Annotated in this window: 19 protein-coding genes and 2 tRNA genes; 9 read left to right on the top strand and 12 right to left on the bottom strand. The window is 56.1% G+C overall.

Features of this window, described 5'->3' with window-relative positions:
• Window positions 1-51 precede the first annotated feature (51 nt).
• The 7 genes from ACR0DG_RS11230 to ACR0DG_RS11200 all read right to left on the bottom strand — a co-directional run bounded on the left by ACR0DG_RS11230 (window position 52) and on the right by ACR0DG_RS11200 (window position 6,974).
• A complete protein-coding gene (locus tag ACR0DG_RS11230; protein ID WP_480697864.1) occupies window positions 52-1,791 on the bottom strand; it encodes an ABC transporter substrate-binding protein in 1,740 nt (579 codons plus the stop codon).
• A 365-nt stretch (window positions 1,792-2,156) separates the two neighbouring features.
• Window positions 2,157-2,231 (bottom strand) — tRNA-Glu (locus ACR0DG_RS11225).
• A 22-nt stretch (window positions 2,232-2,253) separates the two neighbouring features.
• Window positions 2,254-2,328 (bottom strand) — tRNA-Glu (locus ACR0DG_RS11220).
• A gap of 98 nt (window positions 2,329-2,426) precedes the next feature.
• Entirely contained in the window at window positions 2,427-4,169 is a 1,743-nt protein-coding gene (recJ, locus tag ACR0DG_RS11215) for a single-stranded-DNA-specific exonuclease RecJ (RefSeq protein ID WP_480697862.1), read from the bottom strand.
• Between the two features lie 91 nt (window positions 4,170-4,260).
• Entirely contained in the window at window positions 4,261-5,244 is a 984-nt protein-coding gene (gene glpX / locus ACR0DG_RS11210; RefSeq protein ID WP_480697861.1) for a class II fructose-bisphosphatase, read from the bottom strand.
• Between the two features lie 70 nt (window positions 5,245-5,314).
• On the bottom strand, window positions 5,315-6,601 hold the full coding sequence (locus ACR0DG_RS11205; protein WP_480697860.1) for a homoserine dehydrogenase: 1,287 nt from the start codon (window positions 6,599-6,601) through the stop codon (window positions 5,315-5,317).
• Window positions 6,602-6,725: 124 nt separating this feature from the next.
• The gene (locus tag ACR0DG_RS11200) at window positions 6,726-6,974 is read right to left on the bottom strand and encodes a hypothetical protein (protein WP_480697858.1); all 249 of its coding nucleotides are present in this window, start codon (window positions 6,972-6,974) and stop codon (window positions 6,726-6,728) included.
• Window positions 6,975-7,073: 99 nt separating this feature from the next.
• Between ACR0DG_RS11200 and ACR0DG_RS11195 the strand changes: the two genes are divergently transcribed.
• Entirely contained in the window at window positions 7,074-7,661 is a 588-nt protein-coding gene (locus tag ACR0DG_RS11195) for a TetR/AcrR family transcriptional regulator (protein ID WP_480697857.1), read from the top strand.
• Here ACR0DG_RS11195 and ACR0DG_RS11190 read toward each other — a convergent pair whose 3' ends face one another.
• Window positions 7,662-8,573 (bottom strand): pirin family protein, encoded by a 912-nt coding sequence (locus ACR0DG_RS11190; protein WP_480697855.1) that lies wholly within the window; start codon window positions 8,571-8,573, stop codon window positions 7,662-7,664. It abuts the gene before it with no gap.
• A 152-nt stretch (window positions 8,574-8,725) separates the two neighbouring features.
• Between ACR0DG_RS11190 and ACR0DG_RS11185 the strand changes: the two genes are divergently transcribed.
• The gene (locus ACR0DG_RS11185; protein ID WP_480697853.1) at window positions 8,726-9,208 is read left to right on the top strand and encodes a hypothetical protein; all 483 of its coding nucleotides are present in this window, start codon (window positions 8,726-8,728) and stop codon (window positions 9,206-9,208) included.
• Here the strand turns inward: ACR0DG_RS11185 and ACR0DG_RS11180 are convergent.
• The 3 genes from ACR0DG_RS11180 to ACR0DG_RS11170 are packed head-to-tail and all read right to left on the bottom strand — an operon-like array spanning window position 9,159 to window position 11,954.
• Window positions 9,159-9,791: a TadE/TadG family type IV pilus assembly protein gene (locus ACR0DG_RS11180; RefSeq protein WP_480697851.1), complete on the bottom strand. Its 633-nt coding sequence runs from the start codon at window positions 9,789-9,791 to the stop codon at window positions 9,159-9,161. The genes ACR0DG_RS11185 and ACR0DG_RS11180 overlap by 50 nt on opposite strands.
• 4 nt (window positions 9,792-9,795) lie before the next feature.
• The gene (locus tag ACR0DG_RS11175; protein ID WP_480697849.1) at window positions 9,796-10,329 is read right to left on the bottom strand and encodes a TadE/TadG family type IV pilus assembly protein; all 534 of its coding nucleotides are present in this window, start codon (window positions 10,327-10,329) and stop codon (window positions 9,796-9,798) included.
• Complete coding sequence (locus ACR0DG_RS11170; RefSeq protein WP_480697847.1) at window positions 10,326-11,954, bottom strand: pilus assembly protein TadG-related protein; 1,629 nt, start codon at window positions 11,952-11,954, stop codon at window positions 10,326-10,328. The genes ACR0DG_RS11175 and ACR0DG_RS11170 overlap by 4 nt, the downstream gene beginning before the upstream one ends.
• A gap of 327 nt (window positions 11,955-12,281) precedes the next feature.
• Here ACR0DG_RS11170 and ACR0DG_RS11165 point away from each other — a divergent pair, with 327 nt between their 5' ends.
• The 4 genes from ACR0DG_RS11165 to rpoD all read left to right on the top strand — a co-directional run bounded on the left by ACR0DG_RS11165 (window position 12,282) and on the right by rpoD (window position 18,303).
• Window positions 12,282-13,712, top strand: a complete 1,431-nt coding sequence (locus tag ACR0DG_RS11165; protein ID WP_480697846.1) for a Glu/Leu/Phe/Val family dehydrogenase — start codon at window positions 12,282-12,284, stop codon at window positions 13,710-13,712.
• 146 nt (window positions 13,713-13,858) lie between these two features.
• Window positions 13,859-14,170: a hypothetical protein gene (locus ACR0DG_RS11160; RefSeq protein ID WP_480697844.1), complete on the top strand. Its 312-nt coding sequence runs from the start codon at window positions 13,859-13,861 to the stop codon at window positions 14,168-14,170.
• Window positions 14,171-14,250: 80 nt separating this feature from the next.
• Window positions 14,251-16,200 (top strand): DNA primase, encoded by a 1,950-nt coding sequence (gene dnaG, locus ACR0DG_RS11155; protein ID WP_480697842.1) that lies wholly within the window; start codon window positions 14,251-14,253, stop codon window positions 16,198-16,200.
• A gap of 114 nt (window positions 16,201-16,314) precedes the next feature.
• Complete coding sequence (gene rpoD / locus ACR0DG_RS11150) at window positions 16,315-18,303, top strand: RNA polymerase sigma factor RpoD (RefSeq protein ID WP_480697840.1); 1,989 nt, start codon at window positions 16,315-16,317, stop codon at window positions 18,301-18,303.
• Window positions 18,304-18,483: 180 nt separating this feature from the next.
• Here the strand turns inward: rpoD and ACR0DG_RS11145 are convergent, their stop codons facing one another.
• Entirely contained in the window at window positions 18,484-19,491 is a 1,008-nt protein-coding gene (locus ACR0DG_RS11145; RefSeq protein ID WP_480697838.1) for an AraC family transcriptional regulator, read from the bottom strand.
• Between the two features lie 283 nt (window positions 19,492-19,774).
• Here ACR0DG_RS11145 and ACR0DG_RS11140 point away from each other — a divergent pair, with 283 nt between their 5' ends.
• The 3 genes from ACR0DG_RS11140 to ACR0DG_RS11130 all read left to right on the top strand — a co-directional run bounded on the left by ACR0DG_RS11140 (window position 19,775) and on the right by ACR0DG_RS11130 (window position 21,268).
• Complete coding sequence (locus tag ACR0DG_RS11140; protein WP_480707152.1) at window positions 19,775-20,236, top strand: thiol-disulfide oxidoreductase DCC family protein; 462 nt, start codon at window positions 19,775-19,777, stop codon at window positions 20,234-20,236.
• A gap of 3 nt (window positions 20,237-20,239) precedes the next feature.
• The gene (locus ACR0DG_RS11135; protein ID WP_480707150.1) at window positions 20,240-20,779 is read left to right on the top strand and encodes a DUF4166 domain-containing protein; all 540 of its coding nucleotides are present in this window, start codon (window positions 20,240-20,242) and stop codon (window positions 20,777-20,779) included.
• An 84-nt stretch (window positions 20,780-20,863) separates the two neighbouring features.
• Window positions 20,864-21,268, top strand: a complete 405-nt coding sequence (locus ACR0DG_RS11130) for a hypothetical protein (RefSeq protein WP_480697834.1) — start codon at window positions 20,864-20,866, stop codon at window positions 21,266-21,268.
• The last annotated feature ends 5 nt before the right edge of the window (window positions 21,269-21,273 follow it).

Here is a 21,273-nt window from a genome sequence, read left to right as displayed (position 1 = left end):
CACTGGTCGTAGGGTGGGGATGCCGCGCACGGCATCCCCGGTTGCATTGGCTTAGTTGGCCTGCCAGCGGGCAACCAGTTCGTCATAGTTGACGGTCTGGCCCTGCGGCTTTTCGTTTTCCAGCTTGGCCTTGGGCGAGCCTGCTTTTTCCAGCCAGAAGGCAGGATCCTGCGGTTCGTTCAGGCGTGGGCCACAGCCGCCATAGACACCGGCGCTTTCATCCGCGGCCTGCATGCGGGCCATGGTGATGTCCATTTCCTCGGCCAGACGGTCCATCGCCTCTTGCGGGGTGAAGGCGCCCGAGTTCACGTCACCGATCTGCTGCCACCAGATCTGGGCCAGCTTCGGATAGTCCGGAACGTTGATACCGGTCGGCGACCATGCCACACGATCAGGCGAGCGGTAGAACTCGACCAGACCACCCAGCTTGGGGGCGCGTTCGGTGAAAGACTCGTGGTTGACCGAGCTGTCGCGGATGAAGGTCAGACCCACATGGGACTTCTTCACATCGACAGTCTTGGACGTCACGAACTGAGCGTAGAGCCACGCGGCCTGCGCACGATCCGAAGGCGTCGATTTCAGGAAGGTCCACGACCCAACGTCCTGATAACCAACCTTCTGGCCTTCTTCCCAATAGGGGCCATGCGGGCTGGGCGCCATCCGCCACAGCGGCGTGCCCTCGTCATCCACGGTGTTGTTGCCTTCGGACTTCGGCTTCACCATGTCGGCGGTAAAGGCGGTGTACCAGAAGATCTGCTGGGCCACGTTGCCTTGGCTAAGTGCCGGCAGCGACTGGTAGAAGTCATAAGACGCCGAACCCGGAGGGGCGTAGTTCCGCAGCCACTCATCCCACTTGCGGATCGCATAGACCGCAGCTGGACCGTTTGCAGCACCACCGCGCGACACGGATGCACCGACAGGGTTACAGGTACCCGCTTCCATGCGGATGCCCCATTCGTCGACGGGAACGCCGTTCGGCTCACCCACGTCACCGGCGCCGGCCATCGACAGCCACGCGTCGGTCATACGCCAGCCAAGGTCAGGCGCGCGCTTGCCATAGTCCATGTGGCCATAGATCGCGACACCGTCGATTTCCTTCACGTCATTGGTGAAGAATTCAGCTATGTCCTCATAGGCTGACCAGTTGACAGGAACGCCCAGTTCATAGCCGTACTTTTCTTTAAAAGCGGCTTTGTTCGCCTCATCGTCGAACCAGTCTTTGCGGAACCAGTAGAGGTTCGCGAACTGCTGGTCGGGCAACTGATACAGGTTGCCATCCGGGCCAGTGGTAAACTGAATGCCCATAAAGTCGTCCAGATCCAGCGTCGGCGATGTGGTCGCCGCCCAGTCACCACCCATCTGTTCGGTCAGGTTATAAGCCAGCTGCAGGCGCGAGTGCGTGCCGATCAGGTCGCTGTCATTGACGTAGCCGTCATACAGGTTCCTACCGGTCTGCATCTGGGTCTGTACAGCCTGAACCACTTCGCCCTCACCAAGGATCTGGTGATTGACTTTGATGCCAGTGATTTCCTCGAAAGCCTTGGTCAGAACCTCGGATTCATACGAGTGGGTTGGGATACCTTCCGACAGGACGTTAATTTCCATGCCGGCGTAAGGTTGTGCAGCTTCGATGAACCACTTCATTTCGCCCATCTGTTCGTCTTTCGACAAAGTCGATGGCTGGAATTCGTCGTCAATCCAACGTTGTGCTGCGGCTTCGTCGGCCCAAGCAGGACCGTGCCCCGCAATGACGGCAGCCGCCGCCACTGCGGAAAGTAGATGTCTCCGCATCTGTCTCCTCCCAAAGATTATGTGATCCGGCGCGGACCGGATGACGATCAGCATCAGCGATTTTCTGCGCAGCTGTCAAACTAATTTTTTAGTAAATGAGTTGGATGGAGGTTAAAATACTGATTTATTTAAATATTATTGCCTAACTGTGGAGGAGTTAAAGATGTATCTCAACATAAACTTTATTTTTTGCCCATGATGCAGTTGCAGCAATTTGAGCGTTGATTCCTTCACAATCGAATATGAATCAAATGATCAGATGGGGGCCAAACCCATGTTCGAAAAGTGTCGGTGACAAGAATTGTCTGACCCGCCGATGCCAACGCCGGTGGTAACATCTAGTAGGCAATCAGATCTGAAGAAAATGGTAGCCCGTAGGGGAATCGAACCCCTCTTTCCAGGTTGAAAACCTGGCGTCCTAACCGATAGACGAACGGGCCATTTAGGCCAAACAAGCACAAGTGGTAGCCCGTAGGGGAATCGAACCCCTCTTTCCAGGTTGAAAACCTGGCGTCCTAACCGATAGACGAACGGGCCACGCTGGCTTGTGGAGGGCCTTTTACGGTTTCACTCAGACCCCCGCAAGCCGAAAAATGCAAGGATGTGAAAGTTTTTTGGCGCGGTCGAAAACGCTGTTAGTGCGCCTCGGCGGCATCTTCCAGCCGAAGTTGCACAGTTTGACGGCCACCCCACGTGTTCACCTCTAGCCGACCCGCGAAATGGAAGCGTGCGCCACCGTGATTTGAGAGTTTTTCACCCATCGGCCCGTCGAACGCACCAAACGCGATTGCGTCTAGGCCAGCCCCAACGCCGTCTGACAGCGATAGCTTCAAATGGGACTCGCCCACGCGTTTGGCAAAACGGACTTGTAGATCTGGCAGAGCATAGCGCGGGGCAGGGGCACCGGCCCCGAACGGCCCTGCTTTTTCAATCTGCTCAATCAATTCTACAGTCGCGGCACCAGGCATGAGGGTGCCATCCAGTTTAAGGTCAGCTGGCCCTGCATCGCCAGCACCTTGTTTGGCCAGCAACTCGCTCAGGCGTGCCATAGCGGGCTCAAGCTGATCGCGCATGACTGTCAGGCCTGCCGCCATCTTGTGCCCTCCACCTTTGACCAACAAACCCTCGGATGCCAAACGCTGGATCGATGCGCCAAGATCTACACCCGTGACCGAGCGCCCCGAACCTTTTCCTTCCTCTCCGTCAAAGCCAATGACAATGGCCGGGCGGTTCGCTGCGTCTTTCAGGCGCGAGGCCACGATTCCCACGACACCGGGATGCCAGCCATCGGCAGCGGCCCAAACCAAAGGTGCGTCCAGCCCCCGTTCCTGGGCCTGTTCCATGGCTGACGCGCGCACGGCGTTTTCGATATCGCGACGCTCGGTGTTCAATTCGTCCAGCCGTTGCGACAAGGCTTCGGCCTCGTGCTTTGAATCGGTGCTGAGCAATCGTGCGCCCAAATCGGCCTGTCCAATCCGCCCACCGGCGTTGACGCGCGGCCCAAGAAGAAAGCCGAGGTGATAGCTGTTGGGCGCGGCATCCATCCGCGCGACATCCGACAACGCCACAAGGCCCGGTCGCTGCCGTTGGGCCATGACCTTGAGCCCCTGCCGTACCAAGGCGCGGTTGGCCTCTATCAACGGCGCGACATCTGAGACAGTGGCCAGCGCCACAAGGTCCAGCAGTGAGATTAAGTCCGGCCCTTTCAGACCTGCGTCCCGCAATTGGCGGCCTGCCTCAACAAGCATAAGAAACACAACACCCGCTGCGCAAAGGTACCCCAGATCGCCGCTTTCGTCCTGCCGGTTCGGGTTCACCACAGCCACACAGTCGGGCAGTGTTTCGCCGCCAAGGTGGTGGTCCAGCACGATGACATCCGCACCTTTGGCAGCAGCAATCGGGTCGTGACTGAGCGTTCCGCAATCGACACAGATGATCAGGTCATGTTTCGCAGCAAGCGACTGCATTGCAGGCACGTTGGGGCCGTAGCCCTCATCAATGCGGTCAGGCACATAAAGCGTCGCCTGAAGGCCCATCTGACGCAGCCAGACGATCAGCAACGCGGCCGAGCTTCCGCCGTCAACGTCATAGTCCGCAAAGACCGCAATTCGTTGCTTTTCTCGAACGGCCTTCAAAAACCGGTTCGCAGCAATCTCCATGTCCTTCATCGCGCGGGGGTCGGGCAACAGTTCTTTCAGCTTGGGGTCCAGAAAGCCAGGGGCCTCCATCGCCGGAACTCCACGTCGCGCCAAGACCTGGCAGACCGCGCGTGGCAGGCCGGCCTGTTGCACAAGCATCTCGGTTGCGCGTTCCACATCTGCCGTCGGGCCGACCCAGCGCCGCCCGGACAAAGACTGTTCAACCCCTAGAAAGCTCATGACCTGCCCCTGATATGCCAAGGCCGGACCCTCGCGGACCCGGCCTCTTTGTCTGTATGGATACTCCCGAGGTCATCGGGCGCGCAAGCGGTTATGGTGTGTCGTGCGACCACATCGGCGTGCGGTAGGACATGCGCCGGACCGAGCCAGTTTTTGAACGCATCAGCAGGGTCGTGGTTTCGACCCAACCCGGTTCGCGCTTGATGCGCGGCAGCAGGGATCCGCCTGTTACACCGGTTGCAGCAAAGATCACGTCCGCAGTCACCATCTCGTCCCGCGCATAGACGCGGTCGAGGTCCTTAATACCAGCCTTTGCGGCGCGGCCTCTTTCGTCATCGTTGCGGAACAACAGGCGACCAAAAATCTGACCACCCATGCACTTTAGCGCAGCCGCAGCCAGCACGCCTTCGGGCGCGCCGCCTTGACCCATATACATATCGATACCGGTCACTTCGCTTTCGGCACAGTGCATAACTCCGGCGACGTCACCGTCGGTGATCAGGCGGATCGAAGCGCCTGTCTCGCGTACTTCGGCGATCATGGCCTCGTGCCTTGGTCGTTCAAGGATGCACACAGTGATGTCTGCGGGTTCGCAGCCCTTGGCTTTGGCCAGCGCCTCAACCCGTTCGCTTGGGCTCATGTCCAGGCTAACGACACCCTCGGGAAAACCGGGGCCAACGGCCAGTTTATCCATGTAAACGTCAGGTGCATGCAGCATCGACCCGCGCGGACCCATTGCGATCACGGTCAGAGCGTTGGGCATGTCTTTGGCCGTCAGCGTCGTACCTTCCAGCGGGTCCAGCGCGATATCCACGCCGGGGCCGTTACCAGTGCCAACTTCTTCGCCGATATACAGCATCGGCGCTTCGTCACGCTCGCCTTCGCCGATGACAACGACACCCGCAATGTCCAGCAGGTTCAACTGTTCGCGCATCGCGTTGACAGCCGCCTGATCCGCTGCTTTTTCGTCACCGCGCCCAACCAGCGAGGCAGAGGCCAGCGCGGCCTGTTCTGCGACCCGCGCAAGCCCCAGCGACAGCAGGCGGTCGTTGAAATCAATCTTGGCAGCACTCATTTTTCACTATCCTTAGGTCATTATAGGCGTTTTCTTCGGCATAACCTGCGTATTGGTCAGGCCGCAAGGGTCAAACCTCTTCGATGCGTAAGGCAACGGGTTCGCCTGCAACCACATCCGTATCCCGGAAACCCGACAACGCTATGTCCAAAGTGGCCCGTGTGGTTTTGTGCGTGACGATCAAAACAGGGGCGGTGCTGTCGGAGTGCCCGTACTGGCGCATCCGGTCAATGGACACGCCCGCATCGCCCAGGATTGCCGCGACTTTGGCTAGCGCGCCGGGTTTGTCATACAGTGCCAGTCGCAAGTAGTACGGGGCGGGCAGGCCGGTTATTGCGGGGGTCGACTCTTGCAGAGTGGTTGCTGGGCGCCCAAAGGTCGGGATTTGCAGCCCGCGCGCCAGATCACACACATCCCCCATGACAGCGCTGGCTGTAGGGCCTTCGCCGGCGCCTGGGCCGCGGAGGACAACTTGTTCAACCGCGTCGCCCTCAATCACCACCATGTTTGTGCCGCCTTCGAGTTGGCCCAAAGGTGATCCGCTGGGAACCAGACACGGCTGCATCCGCTGTTCCAGACCGCGCGCCGTTCGCTGTGCCACGCCCAGCAACTTGATACGGTAGCCCATATCGTCGGCCTGATGGATGTCATCCAGACTGATTTGCTGAATGCCCTCAATCTCGATTCCATCAAAGTTAGGCTTGGTGCCAAACGCGATCGAAGACAACAGCGCGAGCTTGTGCGCCGCGTCGATGCCACCGACATCCAGATTGGGGTCTGCTTCCAGATATCCAAGCTGGGCGCATTCCTCAAACAAGGCGTTGTAGCCCAATTCCTGCGATTGCATCCGGGTCAGGATATAATTGCATGTACCGTTCATTACGCCCATGACGCGGGTGATCTCGTTACCCGCAAGGCCTTCGGTCAGCGACTTGATCACCGGGATGCCGCCAGCTACGGCGGCTTCGAACCGGATCACGCGACCCGCGGCTTCGGCCTTTTCGGCCAGTTCCTGCGCGTGTATCGCAAGCAGCGCCTTGTTTGCGGTGACAACATCCTTGCCACTGGCCAACGCCGCCTCGACCGAGGCTTTGGCAGGGCCGTTTTCGCCACCCATCAGCTCGACGAAAACATCGACATCGTCGCGTTTGGCCAACGCGACAGGATCCGTTTCCCACGCGTAATCGGACAGGTTCACACCACGGTCTTTGGTCGCGTCGCGCGCCGAGACAGCGGTAATTTCCACGGGCCGCCCAGTACGCGCCTGCAACAGATCAGCATGGCGACTTACGATCTTGACGACACCCACGCCAACCGTTCCCAAGCCCGCAATTCCAAGCCGCAGCGCCTGTGTCATTCCGTGGGTTCCTTTCCGCTCGAATTCCTTGTTTACGGGCTCAGCCCGTTCTCCGCTGCCTTAGCGGGTTCGGCGCAAGGGTGCAATGCGTCGCGAACCGGTTCGGTTCGAGAAACGCAGGACATCAGTTGATTTGTTCTTGTTGCAGCTGATCCGCCTTTTTCTGCAGCGCTTCGCGTCGTGCGATCAGGTCTTCCTCGACCTCTGCTGCTTCGTTCACCGGATCAACCGGAGGGCCAAGGTTTTCCTGCAGGGGGATCAGCTTGGGGTATCGCGCGGATTTCAGGCTTGTCGGTTCGCTGCCCTCCAGTTCTGGGAAGTCGACGCACCCGGCAAGGGCAAACATCGCGATCAGGAATGGCAGGGGTTTCATTCACAGCCCTTTCGATAACACGTGTAACTGTGTTGCATCTTTTCCATCGTTCATTCAAGCGGGGTTCTATCTGAACGAACGTTCAGATACGGTTGCAGAATGGCACGCACACAAGGCTCTCATTCAGACATCACTGGCCCGCGTATCCGCAAAGCTGCGCTGGCCCTTTTCGCACGTCACGGCTATGCCGCTGTTTCCATGCGCCAAATCGCAAGCGTGGTAGGGGTGCAGGCTGGGGCGCTTTATAACTACACGCCTGACAAACAAAGCCTGCTCTACCGTTTGATGCATGATCACATGAAGGACTTGCTTGCCACATACAAAGGACGAAAAAAACCCAACAGCCCGGTTGAAGCCCTGCGCCAGTTTGTGGGGTTCCACATCCGGTTCCACCTTGAACGCCCGGATGAGGTGTTCATTGCCTACATGGAGCTGCGCAATCTTACGGCCGAGAATTTCTCTGAGATTGAAGCACTCCGCCGTGATTATGAGGATTCACTGGAAGCAATCCTGCAAGAAGGTGAGCGGGCAGGGGTATTCGATATTTCCGATACCAAGATCGCCACGCTGGCCGTAATCGCGATGCTGAATGGTGTTATGACGTGGTACCGCGCCGGCGGACGCCTGTCACTCGACGAGGTGGAACAGGTCTATTGGGATATGGTCCGGCGCGCGGTTACAGCCTGATCAATGAGCGGGCCTTATGAAAGTGCCGTTCTGCAACTCACGGAAGGCTTGTTCCAGCTCGGCGCGCGTATTCATTACGATGGGGCCGTGCCAGGCGACGGGCTCTTCTATCGGTGCCCCTGAGATCAGCAGGAACCGGACGCCCTCCGGACCGGCCTGAACCGTGATTTCGTCACCGGTACCGAAACGCACAAGCGTTCGGTCGCCCGACATGTCGCGTATGTTGACCTCTTGCCCGGCAACCTCTTTCTCCAAAAGAACGCCTGTTGGCTGGGACGCGTCCGCAAACGCAGCTTGTCCCTGAAACACATACGCAAAAGCGCGTCTGTATGTGTCTATTCGGAAGGTCTTTTTTACGCCGGCGGGGATTGAGATATCCAGATATTGAGGATCAGCCGCAATGCCGTCGACAGGGCCTGTCTTCCCCCAGAATTCCCCGACGATAACGCGCACAGTTGTACCGTCATCATCGGTTACTTCGGGGATGTCCTTGCTCTGCACGTCCTGGTAGCGCGGCGAGGTCATTTTCTGATCCGACGGAAGATTTCCCCAAAGTTGGAAGCCGTGCATCTGGCCGACTGCATTTCCCTTGGGCATCTCTTGGTGCAAGATGCCCGAGCCCGCCGTCATCCATTGCACGTCACCGGCACCCAGTGTCCCTGTGTTTCCCAGCGAGTCGGAATGCTCGACCGTGCCGGACAAGACGTAGGTAATGGTTTCAATCCCACGGTGTGGGTGCCAGGGAAAGCCCGCTTGGTAGTCCTGCGGGCGTTCATTCCGAAAGTCGTCGAACAAAAGGAACGGGTCCAGCTCGGACGGATCTTGAAACCCGAATGCACGATGCAATTTGACCCCGGCACCTTCAAGGGTGGGGACGGATTTTCGTGTTTCCAAGGTTGGTCTTAAGGACATGCTGGCCTCCTGTTTTCACACAGATCATGTAACGCTGGGGTGCTGTGCGTCAATTTGCAGACGGGCACGGCAGGTGTGCGAAAAATTGCAGGTCCGACCCCTCTGTCTTTCACGGTTCAAAGCCGTTACACCCACATAAAGGAAATGAGGGGATGAACATGCAGGAAGAAGTGCTGGCGACTGTAAAGGCATCAACGTCACGGCGATGGCTTGGGGTCGGAATGCTGGGTGTCGTTGGCGCAATGGTTCTGTATGTCGTCCTGGCCGCACCACCAGAGCCCCTCTGGCAGGTGTTTCTGCTGGTAGTAGGGGGCGCGTCCTTTTGGCTTGCGCATCGCATGTGGCACGCAACCAATGACAGTATCGAATTGACAAAAACCGAGCTGAGGACCGGCCAAGGCCGCGTAATCGCCCTGGTTCAGGATATCGAAGTTGTGGATCGCGGTGTCTTTGCCTTTAAACCCTCAAACGGGTTTCTTGTGCGCACGCGAAACAAACAAGCAAATGTTTGGGCCCCAGGCCTTTGGTGGCGGCTGGGCCGCCGGGTGGGTATTGGCGGCATGACTGCAGCCGCCGAAACCAAATTTATGTCGGAGTTGCTATCGGTTCTTCTTGCGGACAGACGCCAGAGCTAACTTGGGGGCCAAGATCGTCGGCGATTGAGTTGGTGAAGCGGGGTCTCGTAAACACGAAATTCTCGAACGTGAGGTCATCGGAAACCCAGGTGCCTACCACCCAGTTAGAACCAAGGACGGGTGTGTATGCGTTGGACGTTTCAACAAGAATAAGGGTGTCTTGATCCGGCATTGGGGGAAGGCTTGCGCGCAACGCGCCAATGTTGTCATTGTCCAGCTGCTCACAAAAACCGCGGATTGCCGACCACTCAACGTAGTGACGATCATCGCCACTATCAAAAACAATCAACGAGACACGCAATCTAACTTCGTTGGGATTGTCGACCATCGCAGCTAGAAGCTCTTGCATCGAATTGATATACGTATCCGTAATACTGCCCGTTTCGCGAGAGATAAGATCACCAACTGTGTAGGCCGCTTTTAAGTTCGCTGCGCTTTGTCGAAATCCGTCAAAAAATGCGAAGGTTCCCGTGACCGTCCAAAGCAATATCGGGAAAATTAGCACTGCCTCTACTGCCAAAACTCCGCGTTCGTCGCGTCTGGCAGCAAATAAGAATTTTCTCATTCTGGAAAATAAGGTCATGATCTTACGTTGGCTCCTGAACGAAGGCGGTCGTCGCTGTCAACGCGATTTGACCTGTTTCATCAACAAGGGCTCTGCCCATGGCCGAAGTCGGAAAGACGGGATCTACACGAGCGCAGGCGCGTAATATCATCAATTCATTCGACAATCCGTTTTGAAATGTGCGAACTGGCTTTACTTCTTCTGAATTGTCCGTGCAATCCGGTACTTCAGGCAGGTTAACACCCGTAAACGCGCTCTGTTGGATCATCTCCAGTCGGAGGTTCTCTGTGCAGTTGCGGACCACTGTCGTGTTTTCGCAAATAGATGCCTTGATCGTATCATGGTCGGGGTTGGTGCCGGTCCCGAGTCGAATATCGCGCACGGTAATGTCAACCGCACGCTCAAGCATCGCTTGTTGTATTGTCACAATTGCATATTCCGTCGCACTTAGAATGAAGAATATGAAAATAGGAAAGATAAGTACGAACTCGACGACGACATTACCCTCCTCAGACGTCCTATACTTTCGAAGGCGGGAAGAGATGTTTCTAATCATTGGGTTAGCCTCAACTTTTTGATCGATGACGCAATGGAGGTAAATGCTTCTTCCAGAGAGATTCCTTCTGGGTCATCAAATTCGTCTACTTCATAGACATGGCTGTCTGAACTGGCGCAGTTCTTGATCGTTGTCAGTCCGGCGTCCGGCGCTTCAAACGCGATACCATAGACTATGGTGCCCTGATCTTTGGTCGCCGAGCATACATTGGTTGTCCGAGTGTTTTTTGATGTGGTCCCTGTGAAGCGGTAAGCGTCACGATACCAAATGGAAACATTGTTGTTTAGCCAACGATAGTTGTTGATAGCGTTCCAATACAGGGATGCCTGATTAAACAACTCTGGGTAAGTAAGACGTGTCGCGTTTCCCGGCTCGCTGTCGCCGTATGGATGATCCCGAAACACGCGTTGGCGCGTCCAAAAATACTGGGCAGGGTTATTAGAAATTCGGGTGCTGTACTCACCGATCGAGCCATCGGTATGGACGTAGTCTGGGTTGTACCAAACATCGGAATTTCCGCTGCGCAAATCTGACCGAAGTCTGAATTGAGACGTGTTTTGTCCGTCGGTCATGACAATTGCTACCTTGAGCACGTCGTCATTATAACCCAGCGGGCGATCCTTGAATTTGTCTGGTACTGCACCGTCAGTAGCGAGTCCGCTCACAATGGGTTCAAATGATGGGTCGAGCAAAGCTGCACCCCATTTCATTCCGACGTCGATTGAGGTGTTTCCATTAGCGGTCAACTCATCGATTTGTCTGTGTAATACGGTAATGTCGTCGGTAACTGGCGTTATTTCGCTGCCTGCCCTAACAGGGCAAACTGGCAGGATGATTGGGTTTTCCGAATTGGTAAACACATCGAAATGCCCGGTACGGTTAAGCGAAGTGCTGGGGTTAAGAGAAGCGTCTTGGAATTGGGAGGAAGTGAAATTTACACAATGGGAATAGTCATGTTCGCTCGAGACATTCGTGAATTTGTCCAGGATTTGAGCCCCCGCATTCACTTGAGTGGCGTAGGGAATAATGGACATTGAAATCTCGCTTCCCTCCTGCTTTTCCAGCATAAGGGTGACAAATTTCTTTGCCGCGTCCTGAAGTACCTCGAGCTTGGTTCTATTGGGTTCTGCTGAATCTTCGTTCATCGATCCAGACATATCCAAGACCAGAGAAATCTCTACCGCACCAATGGACTCTTCGGCGGTGCTGGCAGCGTTCGCTGTTAGAAAATCATATCCTGAAAGCCGCATGAAATGGGTTTTAACATCCGTCCTGGCAGTTGCTGCAACCGTGCGAGATCCAAGCCCTTCTCGTACGTCTACTGATGTTAGCTTGCCGGACAAACCAGACTTATCAAGGTAGGACTCAACTACTTGGCGGGGAGGCAACGTCTGGTCGAGGTCGGCTGCTGCCAGAACCGCCCTGTCTAATGTTGATTGCAGGGTCGCTCGGTCGCGTTCGTAGTTCATGATATCGACGCCGATGCCCGTTGTCGCAAATATTACAATTAGGCCTAGCAAGACAAATATCGTGAAAGACCCGTCTTCGCTGTGCGTAAAACATCCTAACTTAGACTTCGTATATTCACCTTTTTTAGAGTGATCTCTAAAAACACGGTTAGTCATCTCGCCGACCTCGCTGAACAGTCATCCACTACTGCTAAGGAATAGTTAACGAAGAGAAATTAGCGCCGAAACGTGGCGGTAATTGGGCGAAAACAGCGCGCATAAGTCCTATTTCCAGGCAATTGATAGATAATCCGGGCCGCGTTTGGCTTCTGTTTTTCGAGCGTTGACAATACGCAAGCCGGTGCAGGTCTGGGCCGACTCAGTCTCAAGAGGACGAGGCCGACCAGATTTTGAACTTTTATTTCTGCTTAATTATTGATCGTTTATGAAAGGGGTGCGACAAAGCGTCTGAACGCTAATTTTACGTTCGCACGGAGGTTAATAATGACGACCAAAAATGAACCCAGTTTTCGCGAGAGTGTTGATTTAATGTTTAACAGGGCGGCAGCCCTGATGGATTTACCTCCGGGGCTTGAACAGAAGATACGGGTCTGCAACGCGACTTATACCGTGCGCTTCGGCGTTCGCTTGCGCGGGGAAATCCATACGTTCACCGGGTATCGCTCAGTCCACTCTGAGCATATGGAGCCCGTGAAAGGCGGTATTCGCTACGCCTTGGCGGTGAATCAGGATGAGGTCGAAGCGCTCGCCGCGCTTATGACGTATAAATGCGCGTTGGTTGAGACACCTTTCGGCGGATCCAAGGGCGGTTTGTGCATCGATCCCAGGAAATACGAAGAACATGAGCTTGAGCAGATCACCCGCCGGTTCGCGTATGAGCTGGCTAAAAGGGACCTGATTAATCCTTCTCAAAACGTACCGGCCCCCGACATGGGAACGGGTGAGCGTGAGATGGCCTGGATGGCTGACCAGTACGCACGGATGAACACGACCGACATCAACGCGCGGGCCTGCGTGACCGGCAAGCCGTTGAACGCGGGCGGGATTGCCGGTCGGGTTGAAGCAACCGGCCGCGGTATTCAGTATGCCTTGAGGGAATTCTTCCGGCACCCTGAAGATATCGCCAAGGCAGGTTTGTCCGGCAAGCTGGATGGCAAACGCGTTGTCGTGCAGGGGTTGGGCAACGTGGGCTACCACGCGGCAAAATTCCTGAGCGAGGAAGACGGCAGCCGCATCGTTGGCATCATTGAATGGGACGGCGCGCTGTATAATCCCGAAGGCATTGATGTTGAGTCAGTGCGCCAATGGATCGTCAAGCACGGCGGTGTCAGCAACTATCCCGATGCAACGCACTCCGCCGAAGGTGCAGACGTTCTGGAGGCTGATTGCGACATCCTGATCCCGGCTGCTTTGGAAGGTGTGATTAACCTTTCGAATGCGGAGCGGATCAAAGCTCCGTTGATCATCGAAGCGGCGAATGGCCCGGTGACGGCTGGCGCGGATGAAATCCTGCGCAAGAAAGGAACCGTGATTATTCCGGACATGTACGCGAATGCCGGCGGTGTGACGGTCTCGTATTTCGAGTGGGTCAAAAACCTCAGCCATATTCGGTTCGGTCGGATGCAACGCCGCCAGGAAGAGGCGCGGCATGAGCTGATCGTAAGCGAGCTGGAGCGTCTGGATCGGTATCTGGGCGATGCCTGGTCGATGTCTCCGGACTTCAAAGCCAAGTATCTTAAGGGCGCGGATGAGCTTGAACTGGTGCGCTCGGGCCTGGATGACACAATGCGGATCGCCTACCAGTCGATGCGTGAGGTCTGGCATGGCCGCGACGACGTCCAAGACCTGCGGACGGCGGCTTATATCGTGGCTATCGACCGGGTCTCGAAAAGCTATCGGGCCAAGGGGCTGTAAGCTTATATCGGGCGACTGGACGTATCTGGTCGCCCGAACTGCTTGCGCTAATTCGCAACACGAAGCCGCGAGGCATAAAACGGCGATGGCGGGGGCGGTTGCGCGCAGGTAAGCTGTCGCGAAACAAACGATTCCGGGAGACCCCCATGCTGCGCATCGCAATTGCGGCCATCGTCCTGGCCACGCCTCTGGCTGCTCAGGAAACCACCGCTCAGGAAACCAAAGAACAAAGCTGCAAGTTCCAGGCCGATGTGGTCGCTGCCATTCAACAAGCGCGCCTTGATCGGGTGAAAGAGCGTGATGTGGCACAGGCTGTCGCGGAATCGGGGCCGACCTGGCCAGAAAACTACAATGCCGCGATCCCACTGATCACGCCTTGGGTCTATGAACAAAAGATGCGCGACGTGCGCAAGCAAGACCTCGGAGCCGCGTGGCTTGAGCTGTGCTTGCAGCAATAATCCCCAGACACGCGATTTCGTTGTGGACAAACACTTGCCAGTCTCTTGGCGAGCGTTTGCATTTCTGGCAGGTTTGACGAATGTCTTTGCCTCCCGGTTTTCTTGATGAGCTGCGCACCCGGTTAAGCCTGTCACAGGTTGTTGGCCGCAAAGTGATGTGGGATGCCCGCAAATCCAATCAGGGCAAGGGTGACATGTGGGCGCCGTGCCCGTTCCACCACGAGAAGACCGCGTCGTTCCACGTGGATGACCAGAAAGGGTTCTACTACTGTTTTGGGTGTCACGCCAAAGGGGATGCCATCAGCTTTGTGAAAGAGACTGAGAACGTCTCGTTCATCGAAGCAGTTGAGATTCTGGCGCGTGAGGCTGGAATGCCTATGCCGCAACGCGACCCTAAGGCGCGGGAAAAGCAGGACCGCCGGGCACAACTGGCCGAAGTAATGGAGCAGGCTGTTCAGTTCTTCCGGCTTCAGCTGAAAACCGGGGCAGGGGGTGCTGCACGCGATTACCTGACCCGCCGGGGATTGGACGCGCAGGCGCTGGATCGGTGGGAGATCGGATTTGCCCCGGACGGTTGGCAGGCCCTTTGGGATCACTTGACCGGCAAGAACGTGGCTGAGGACCTGATTCTTGGGGCAGGACTGGCTAAACCGTCGAACAAGGGTAAGAAGCCTTACGACACGTTCCGCAATCGTATCATATACCCAATCCGCGATCCGCGCGGACGCTGTATCGCGTTTGGCGGTCGGGCGATGGACCCCAATGACAACGCCAAATACCTGAACTCGCCCGAGACCGAGTTGTTCGACAAGGGGCGCAGCCTCTATAACCACGGCCCCGCGCGACAGGCGGCGGGGAAGGGGCAGCCGCTCATCGTGGCCGAAGGGTATATGGACGTGATCGCGCTGGCCGAGGCTGGGTTTGGCGCGTCGGTTGCGCCGTTGGGCACCGCGATCACCGAGCATCAGTTGCAGCTTCTGTGGCGGATTTCCGATGAGCCGATCATCGCGTTGGATGGCGATACGGCAGGTCTGCGTGCGGCTATGCGCGCGGTTGATCTTGCGTTGCCGCTGTTAGAGGCAGGGAAGTCCCTGCGCTTTGCGCTGATGCCCGAAGGGAAAGATCCCGATGATCTGCTGCGCGCCGAAGGGCCGGGGGCCGTTCAAGCCGTACTTGAAGGCGCGATCCCGATGGTCAAGCTGCTGTGGCAGCGCGAAACCGAAGGCAAGGTTTTCGACAGTCCGGAACGAAAAGCTGCGCTGGACAAGTCGTTGCGAGAAAAGATCAAGCTGATCCGCGATCCGTCGATCCGGTCGCATTACGGGCAAGAGATCAAGGACCTTCGCTGGCAACTTTTTCGTCCGCAACGGCAGCAACAGGGTCGCCAGTGGCAGCCTCGGGATAAGTGGCAACCGCCTAAACCGGCGGCAACACCGGGGGCAAGATCGTCTTTTCTGGCCTCGTCCGAAAATGCGGATATCCAATTGCGCGAGGCTGCAATTCTGGCGATCGCCATTCTCAATCCCAAGGTCGTCGTCCAATTCGAACATCAGCTGGAAGAGATGGACTGCCACGACCCGGATCACGCGGCGCTACGACATGCCATCCTGCGCCATGCCATTGATGACCCGGACAACCTGCAAGACCACATCATTCAAACTTTGGGACCTGAACCCCTTGAAAACCTGCTGGCCCTTCGCCATGTCGCAGTGATCCCTTGTGTGCATAAACCGGGCGATGTCGAAAAGGCCGAAATGACGCTGGCCGAGGAACTCGCAAAGATCAAAGCTCTCAGGGGGTTGGACGCAGAGATTGCCGAAGCCGCAGAGGAGCTGTCTGATCTGGCAGATGAGGCGCTGACATATCGGTTGGCTCAGGCCGCCGAAGAGCGCAACCGCACAAGCCGTAGCCAGAACGAAGACAGGGCTGTATTCGACGTTGCCGACAATGGTGCGCGAATCAACCGTGACGAGAAGGACGCGTTTGAGGCAATCATGTCCGGGATCAATTTCGAGCGAAAACGCCGGTAAAGTGGTGTTTTCGTAAGGCACTGGAAAAGAAAAACGGGTAAACGGGTGGCCGAATCACTTCTACGCGCTAATGATTCGGTTCAAACGAATCACCCATCCCTGCAGGAGCATTGAATGGCCGCCAAGGATACCAACGAAGACCGCAAATCCGACGAGCAGGAGCAGGAAATCTCGCTGGACATGAGCCAGGCCCAGGTCAAGAAGATGATCGCCGAGGCCCGCGAGAAAGGTTACATCACATATGACCAGTTGAATCAGGTTCTGCCACCTGATCAGGTCAGTTCGGAACAGATCGAAGACGTGATGTCGATGCTGTCCGAAATGGGCATCAACATCATCGAAGATGAAGAGGCCGAAGAAGAAGAAAACAAAGGCTCGACCGAGCTTGTGTCGACCGAAAGCAACCGTGAGGTTGCGCTGGCAGGCGCCGCGACTGAAAAACTGGATCGCACCGATGACCCTGTGCGCATGTATCTACGCGAGATGGGTAGCGTCGAACTGCTGAGCCGGGAAGGCGAGATTGCCATCGCCAAACGGATCGAAGCAGGCCGGAACACGATGATCCAAGGGCTTTGCGAAAGCCCGCTGACCTTCCAGGCGATCACCATCTGGCATGACGAACTTCTGTCCGAAGACATCCTGTTACGTGACGTAATCGATCTGGAGGCCACTTTTGGCAACCAAATGGACGAAGACGGCGATGTGGATGAACCGGTCGTGGATACGTCGAATGTGCAGGCCGCCAAACCAGCCAAGGACGAAGGTCCCGAGTTGGACGCTGACGGCAATCCGCTGAACAATGACGATGACGACGATGATGATGATCAAGCCAACATGTCATTGGCCGCGATGGAAGCGGCGCTGAAAGATCAGGTTCTGACAACGCTGGAGCGTATCTCGACGGACTTCGCGCAACTGAGCGAAATGCAGGACAGCCGGATTTCGGCGACCCTGAACGAAGACGGGACATTTAGCGCGCAAGACGAAGAGACCTATCAGAAACTGCGGGCCGAGATTGTTGAGCTGGTGAACGGTCTTCACCTGCATAACAACCGGATCGAGGCTCTGATCGACCAGCTTTACGGCATTAACCGCCGGGTCATGTCCTTGGACAGCTCGATGGTGAAGCTGGCGGATCAGGCGCGGATCAATCGTCGTGAGTTCATCGACGCCTATCGTGGCCGCGAACTTGACCCCAACTGGCTGGCCGAGATGGCGGAAAAGCCGGGTCGGGGCTGGCAGATGTTCATCGAACGCTCGACCGCCAAGGTCGAGGAACTGCGCAACGATATGGCTCAGGTCGGGCAATATGTCGGTCTGGACATCCCTGAATTCCGCCGCATCGTGCAGCAGGTTCAAAAGGGTGAGAAAGAGGCGCGACAGGCCAAAAAGGAAATGGTCGAAGCCAACCTGCGTCTGGTGATCTCGATCGCCAAAAAGTACACGAACCGCGGCTTGCAATTCCTTGATCTTATTCAGGAAGGTAACATCGGCCTGATGAAGGCGGTGGACAAGTTCGAATACCGTCGCGGTTACAAGTTCTCGACCTATGCGACATGGTGGATCCGCCAGGCGATCACGCGATCAATCGCGGATCAGGCGCGGACGATCCGTATTCCGGTGCATATGATCGAAACGATCAACAAGCTGGTTCGGACCGGCCGTCAGATGCTGCACGAGATCGGTCGCGAGCCGACGCCAGAGGAATTGGCCGAAAAGCTGCAAATGCCGCTTGAGAAGGTCCGCAAGGTGATGAAAATCGCCAAAGAGCCGATCTCACTGGAAACGCCAATCGGCGACGAGGAAGACAGCCAACTGGGCGATTTCATCGAGGACAAGAATGCCGTGCTGCCTTTGGACAGCGCCATTCAGGAAAACCTTAAAGAAACCACAACTCGCGTTCTGGCTTCGCTTACGCCACGTGAAGAGCGGGTTCTGCGGATGCGTTTTGGCATCGGCATGAACACCGACCACACGCTGGAAGAGGTGGGTCAGCAGTTTAGCGTGACCCGCGAACGGATCCGTCAGATCGAGGCGAAGGCGCTGCGGAAGCTGAAACACCCCAGCAGGTCGCGGAAACTACGATCCTTCCTGGATCAGTAAGAAAAAGGCGCCTCAACCGAGGCGCCTTTTTTCTTGCGTGTCTGATGTCATGTTTGACACTCAAATTGGCAAAAATTCACAAGAGGCGTGTTCCGTCGTGGCCTATATCCGCGGTGTCCACTCATGGGACGGGCCGGGGCGAGGTCGCATTGGCTGATGACCCCCGGTCTCAGGCCCGGTTCAGAAGTCCAACCGGCTGCGGAAGGCACTGGGGGCTTGCCCGGTCCACCGTTTGAATGCGGTCGAAAACGCCGGTTGATCCGCGTAACCCAAGGAAAACGCAATTTCGGACAGCGGCATGCCATTTGTTATGAACGTCTGCGCAAGGTCGCATCGCAAGTCGTCTACAATCTCGCGATAGCTCGTACCTTCATCTTTCAAGCGGCGCGCAAACGTGCGCGTGCTTAGGCCCAAATTGGCGGCGGCATCATCCGCGTGGATGATTGCCCCGGGCAATGAGCGCGTGATCAAGCCTTCGACTTGGGCCCGTAGCTTTTGCACCGGCTGCCTTCGTTCGGCCAGAACGCGATCGCCGTATTCCAGCAGATGTTGGCGTAGCTTGGGGTCGTAGGTGGGGACCGGCAAATCAAGTGAGGACAACGCTAAAACGATTTCTTGTCGCTCGGCGCCAAATGTGACGGGAAACCCTGCAAGCTTTTGATAGTGTTTTCGGTTTTCGCCAACTTCGTGTTGAAAACGTATTTCAATCGGAAAAAAATCGATCTGTGTAAGGTCACGCATACGTGCCAGTCCCGCAAACATCAGGAACTCAGTGCGTCGATGATACCGGGCATAGCTTGCGTCTTTCCATTCGGCTTCGATCGCGGCAAAATTTCCGGCAACGCGCAGGCTGAACATCAGGGCTGGGTCAATGATGCCGTGAAAGCGCGATGTGTTCTCGAGAACTTGTTTGAGATCCCGAGAGTATTTGCTGATGTAGGCTGTTAGGCTTGAAGACGATTTGAAGTCCAGCCCGGCCTCTGCGGCAAAGGTCGCGTCGCCCAAAGTGTCGCAAGCATAGCGAACAAACAGAGCCTCTTTCTGAGCGCTATACAGGGCCGCGGGCGTTTGGATGTCTTCACGAGTCAGACCACATTTTTCCAGTACGCGATCCGTGACAGACGTATCCTGCGCCCTGTTGTCGAGCGATCGTGTGAGAACCTGAAGGCGTGCAATATCGACTTCCATGTTGGTAATCATACTGCGTTGATTTTGTTTTTGCACCCGGCTTGCACGGTCAGACGGTGATATCTGAATTTCAGAATTGTCGGGATTTCGAATGGGCTTGGCGGAAAGTCACAAGAATAAGCTAGTTCGGAAATCTATCTGTACGGCGTTGTCGGGTCGAACCTTTCGGGGATGAGGTCAGAGCCCAGCCCATAAGTCGAGCAGGTCTGCTGCGGCTCCCCGACACGCTATTCCTAACTCTGGTGCCCATGTCGCATTGCCGGGAAACGGTTGTATTGCGACATTGTCTGCAATCAAAATGCAGGGAATGCCGGACGTGGCGTTGAGTAGGTTGGCAAATGATCAGGACTTTATCGTTTTTGACGGTGAGTGCGTTCTGTGCAGCCGCTTTTTTCAGTTCATGATCAATCACGATACAGCGCAAAGGTTCAAATTCGCAACTGCGCAGTCCGCTCTTGGGCAAGAACTTTACACTGAACTGGGTCTGCCGACCGACGACTATGAAACCAACTTAGTTGTTGTCCGAGGCAGAGTTTACCGGGAGCTGGATGCTTTCGCCGCTGCGATGCGGGCATTGCCGGGGCCTTGGCCGGTTTTATCACTTTGCAGATTCCTGCCCGCGTTTCTCAAAGGCTTTTTGTACCGAGCAATCGCGCGAAACAGATACAACGTTTTTGGCCGGAGCGAAGCTTGTCTGATTCCCGATCAGAAGATTGTCGACCGATTTATGCCCGATGGGTTTTAGATGATGCCGGATGCATTTTGCGAGTGCTTGCCCGAAGATGCGCAACTGCCTCCTGCATTAGCGCGTTTGCACGGCGATGTCGGGCGGTATGTCGGGCAGTGTGATGTGAAGCGCGGTAAAGGGTGGTTGAAGGGACTGGCTTTGCGGTTTGGGGGCTTTCCACCAGATGGGCAGCGGATGCGCGTGGAATTAACTGTTTCGCAGGCTGGGCCGGACCGTATCTGGATCAGGCAGTTTGCCGATCATGTCACACGCTCACGCATTTCCTACGACAGCAAATCCCACTGCGTGCACGAGCGTATGGGGTGGCTGCGCTTATGGATGAAGCCGGTGTTTTCAGAGGGGCGCCTCTCGATTGAAATTGTACATCTGGCGGTTTTGGGGCCGCCATGTCCAAAGGTATTGCTGCCCAGATCATCGACGGTCGAGTGGCAGGATGAGCAGGGGAGATTTCGCTTCGATGTCTCTGCGGACATGCCATTTTTGGGGCGTTTGATCCGATATCACGGGTGGCTAACACCCGATCACGCCAACCCGTTTTAGGGCTGAATTGATCGTGAACCGCCTTTGCTGGTCATTCGGCTATACTATTTTCAATCGTACCTCGTAACAGGAAAGAGTATGATTATGAAACAGGTTATCACTTACGCCGCACTTGCTGCGGTCGTACTGAGCACACCGGTCACGGCGGGTGGCTTTGCTCGGTTCAACTATCAAACCGTACCGGTCAGTAACAGCGTGTTCGAAGTAATCCCAAGAGGCCGCACCGCTGTCGAAGGCTATTGGTGCGCGGCGGCTGACTATGCCCGCAGAACGTTGGGTTTGGGTTGGCAACAACCGATTTACGTAGCACGCGGGTATGGACCAAGCGAGGCGACTGGACGCAAGACAGCCGTGCAGTTCTCGACCACGCCACCGGCAGGTGTTAGTCTTGACACCAAGACCGTATCCATTGGTTTTGTACCCGGCCAAAGCAGATCGGTGCAAAGCGCAAACGGACTGTGCTTCCGGACGCAAATTGATGATGACTAAAGGGG

It is taken from the genome of Ruegeria sp. BG8 (genome assembly GCF_056538325.1).
Note: the sequence above shows the minus strand (reverse complement) of the source record. Positions and strands in the feature narration are given on the sequence as shown.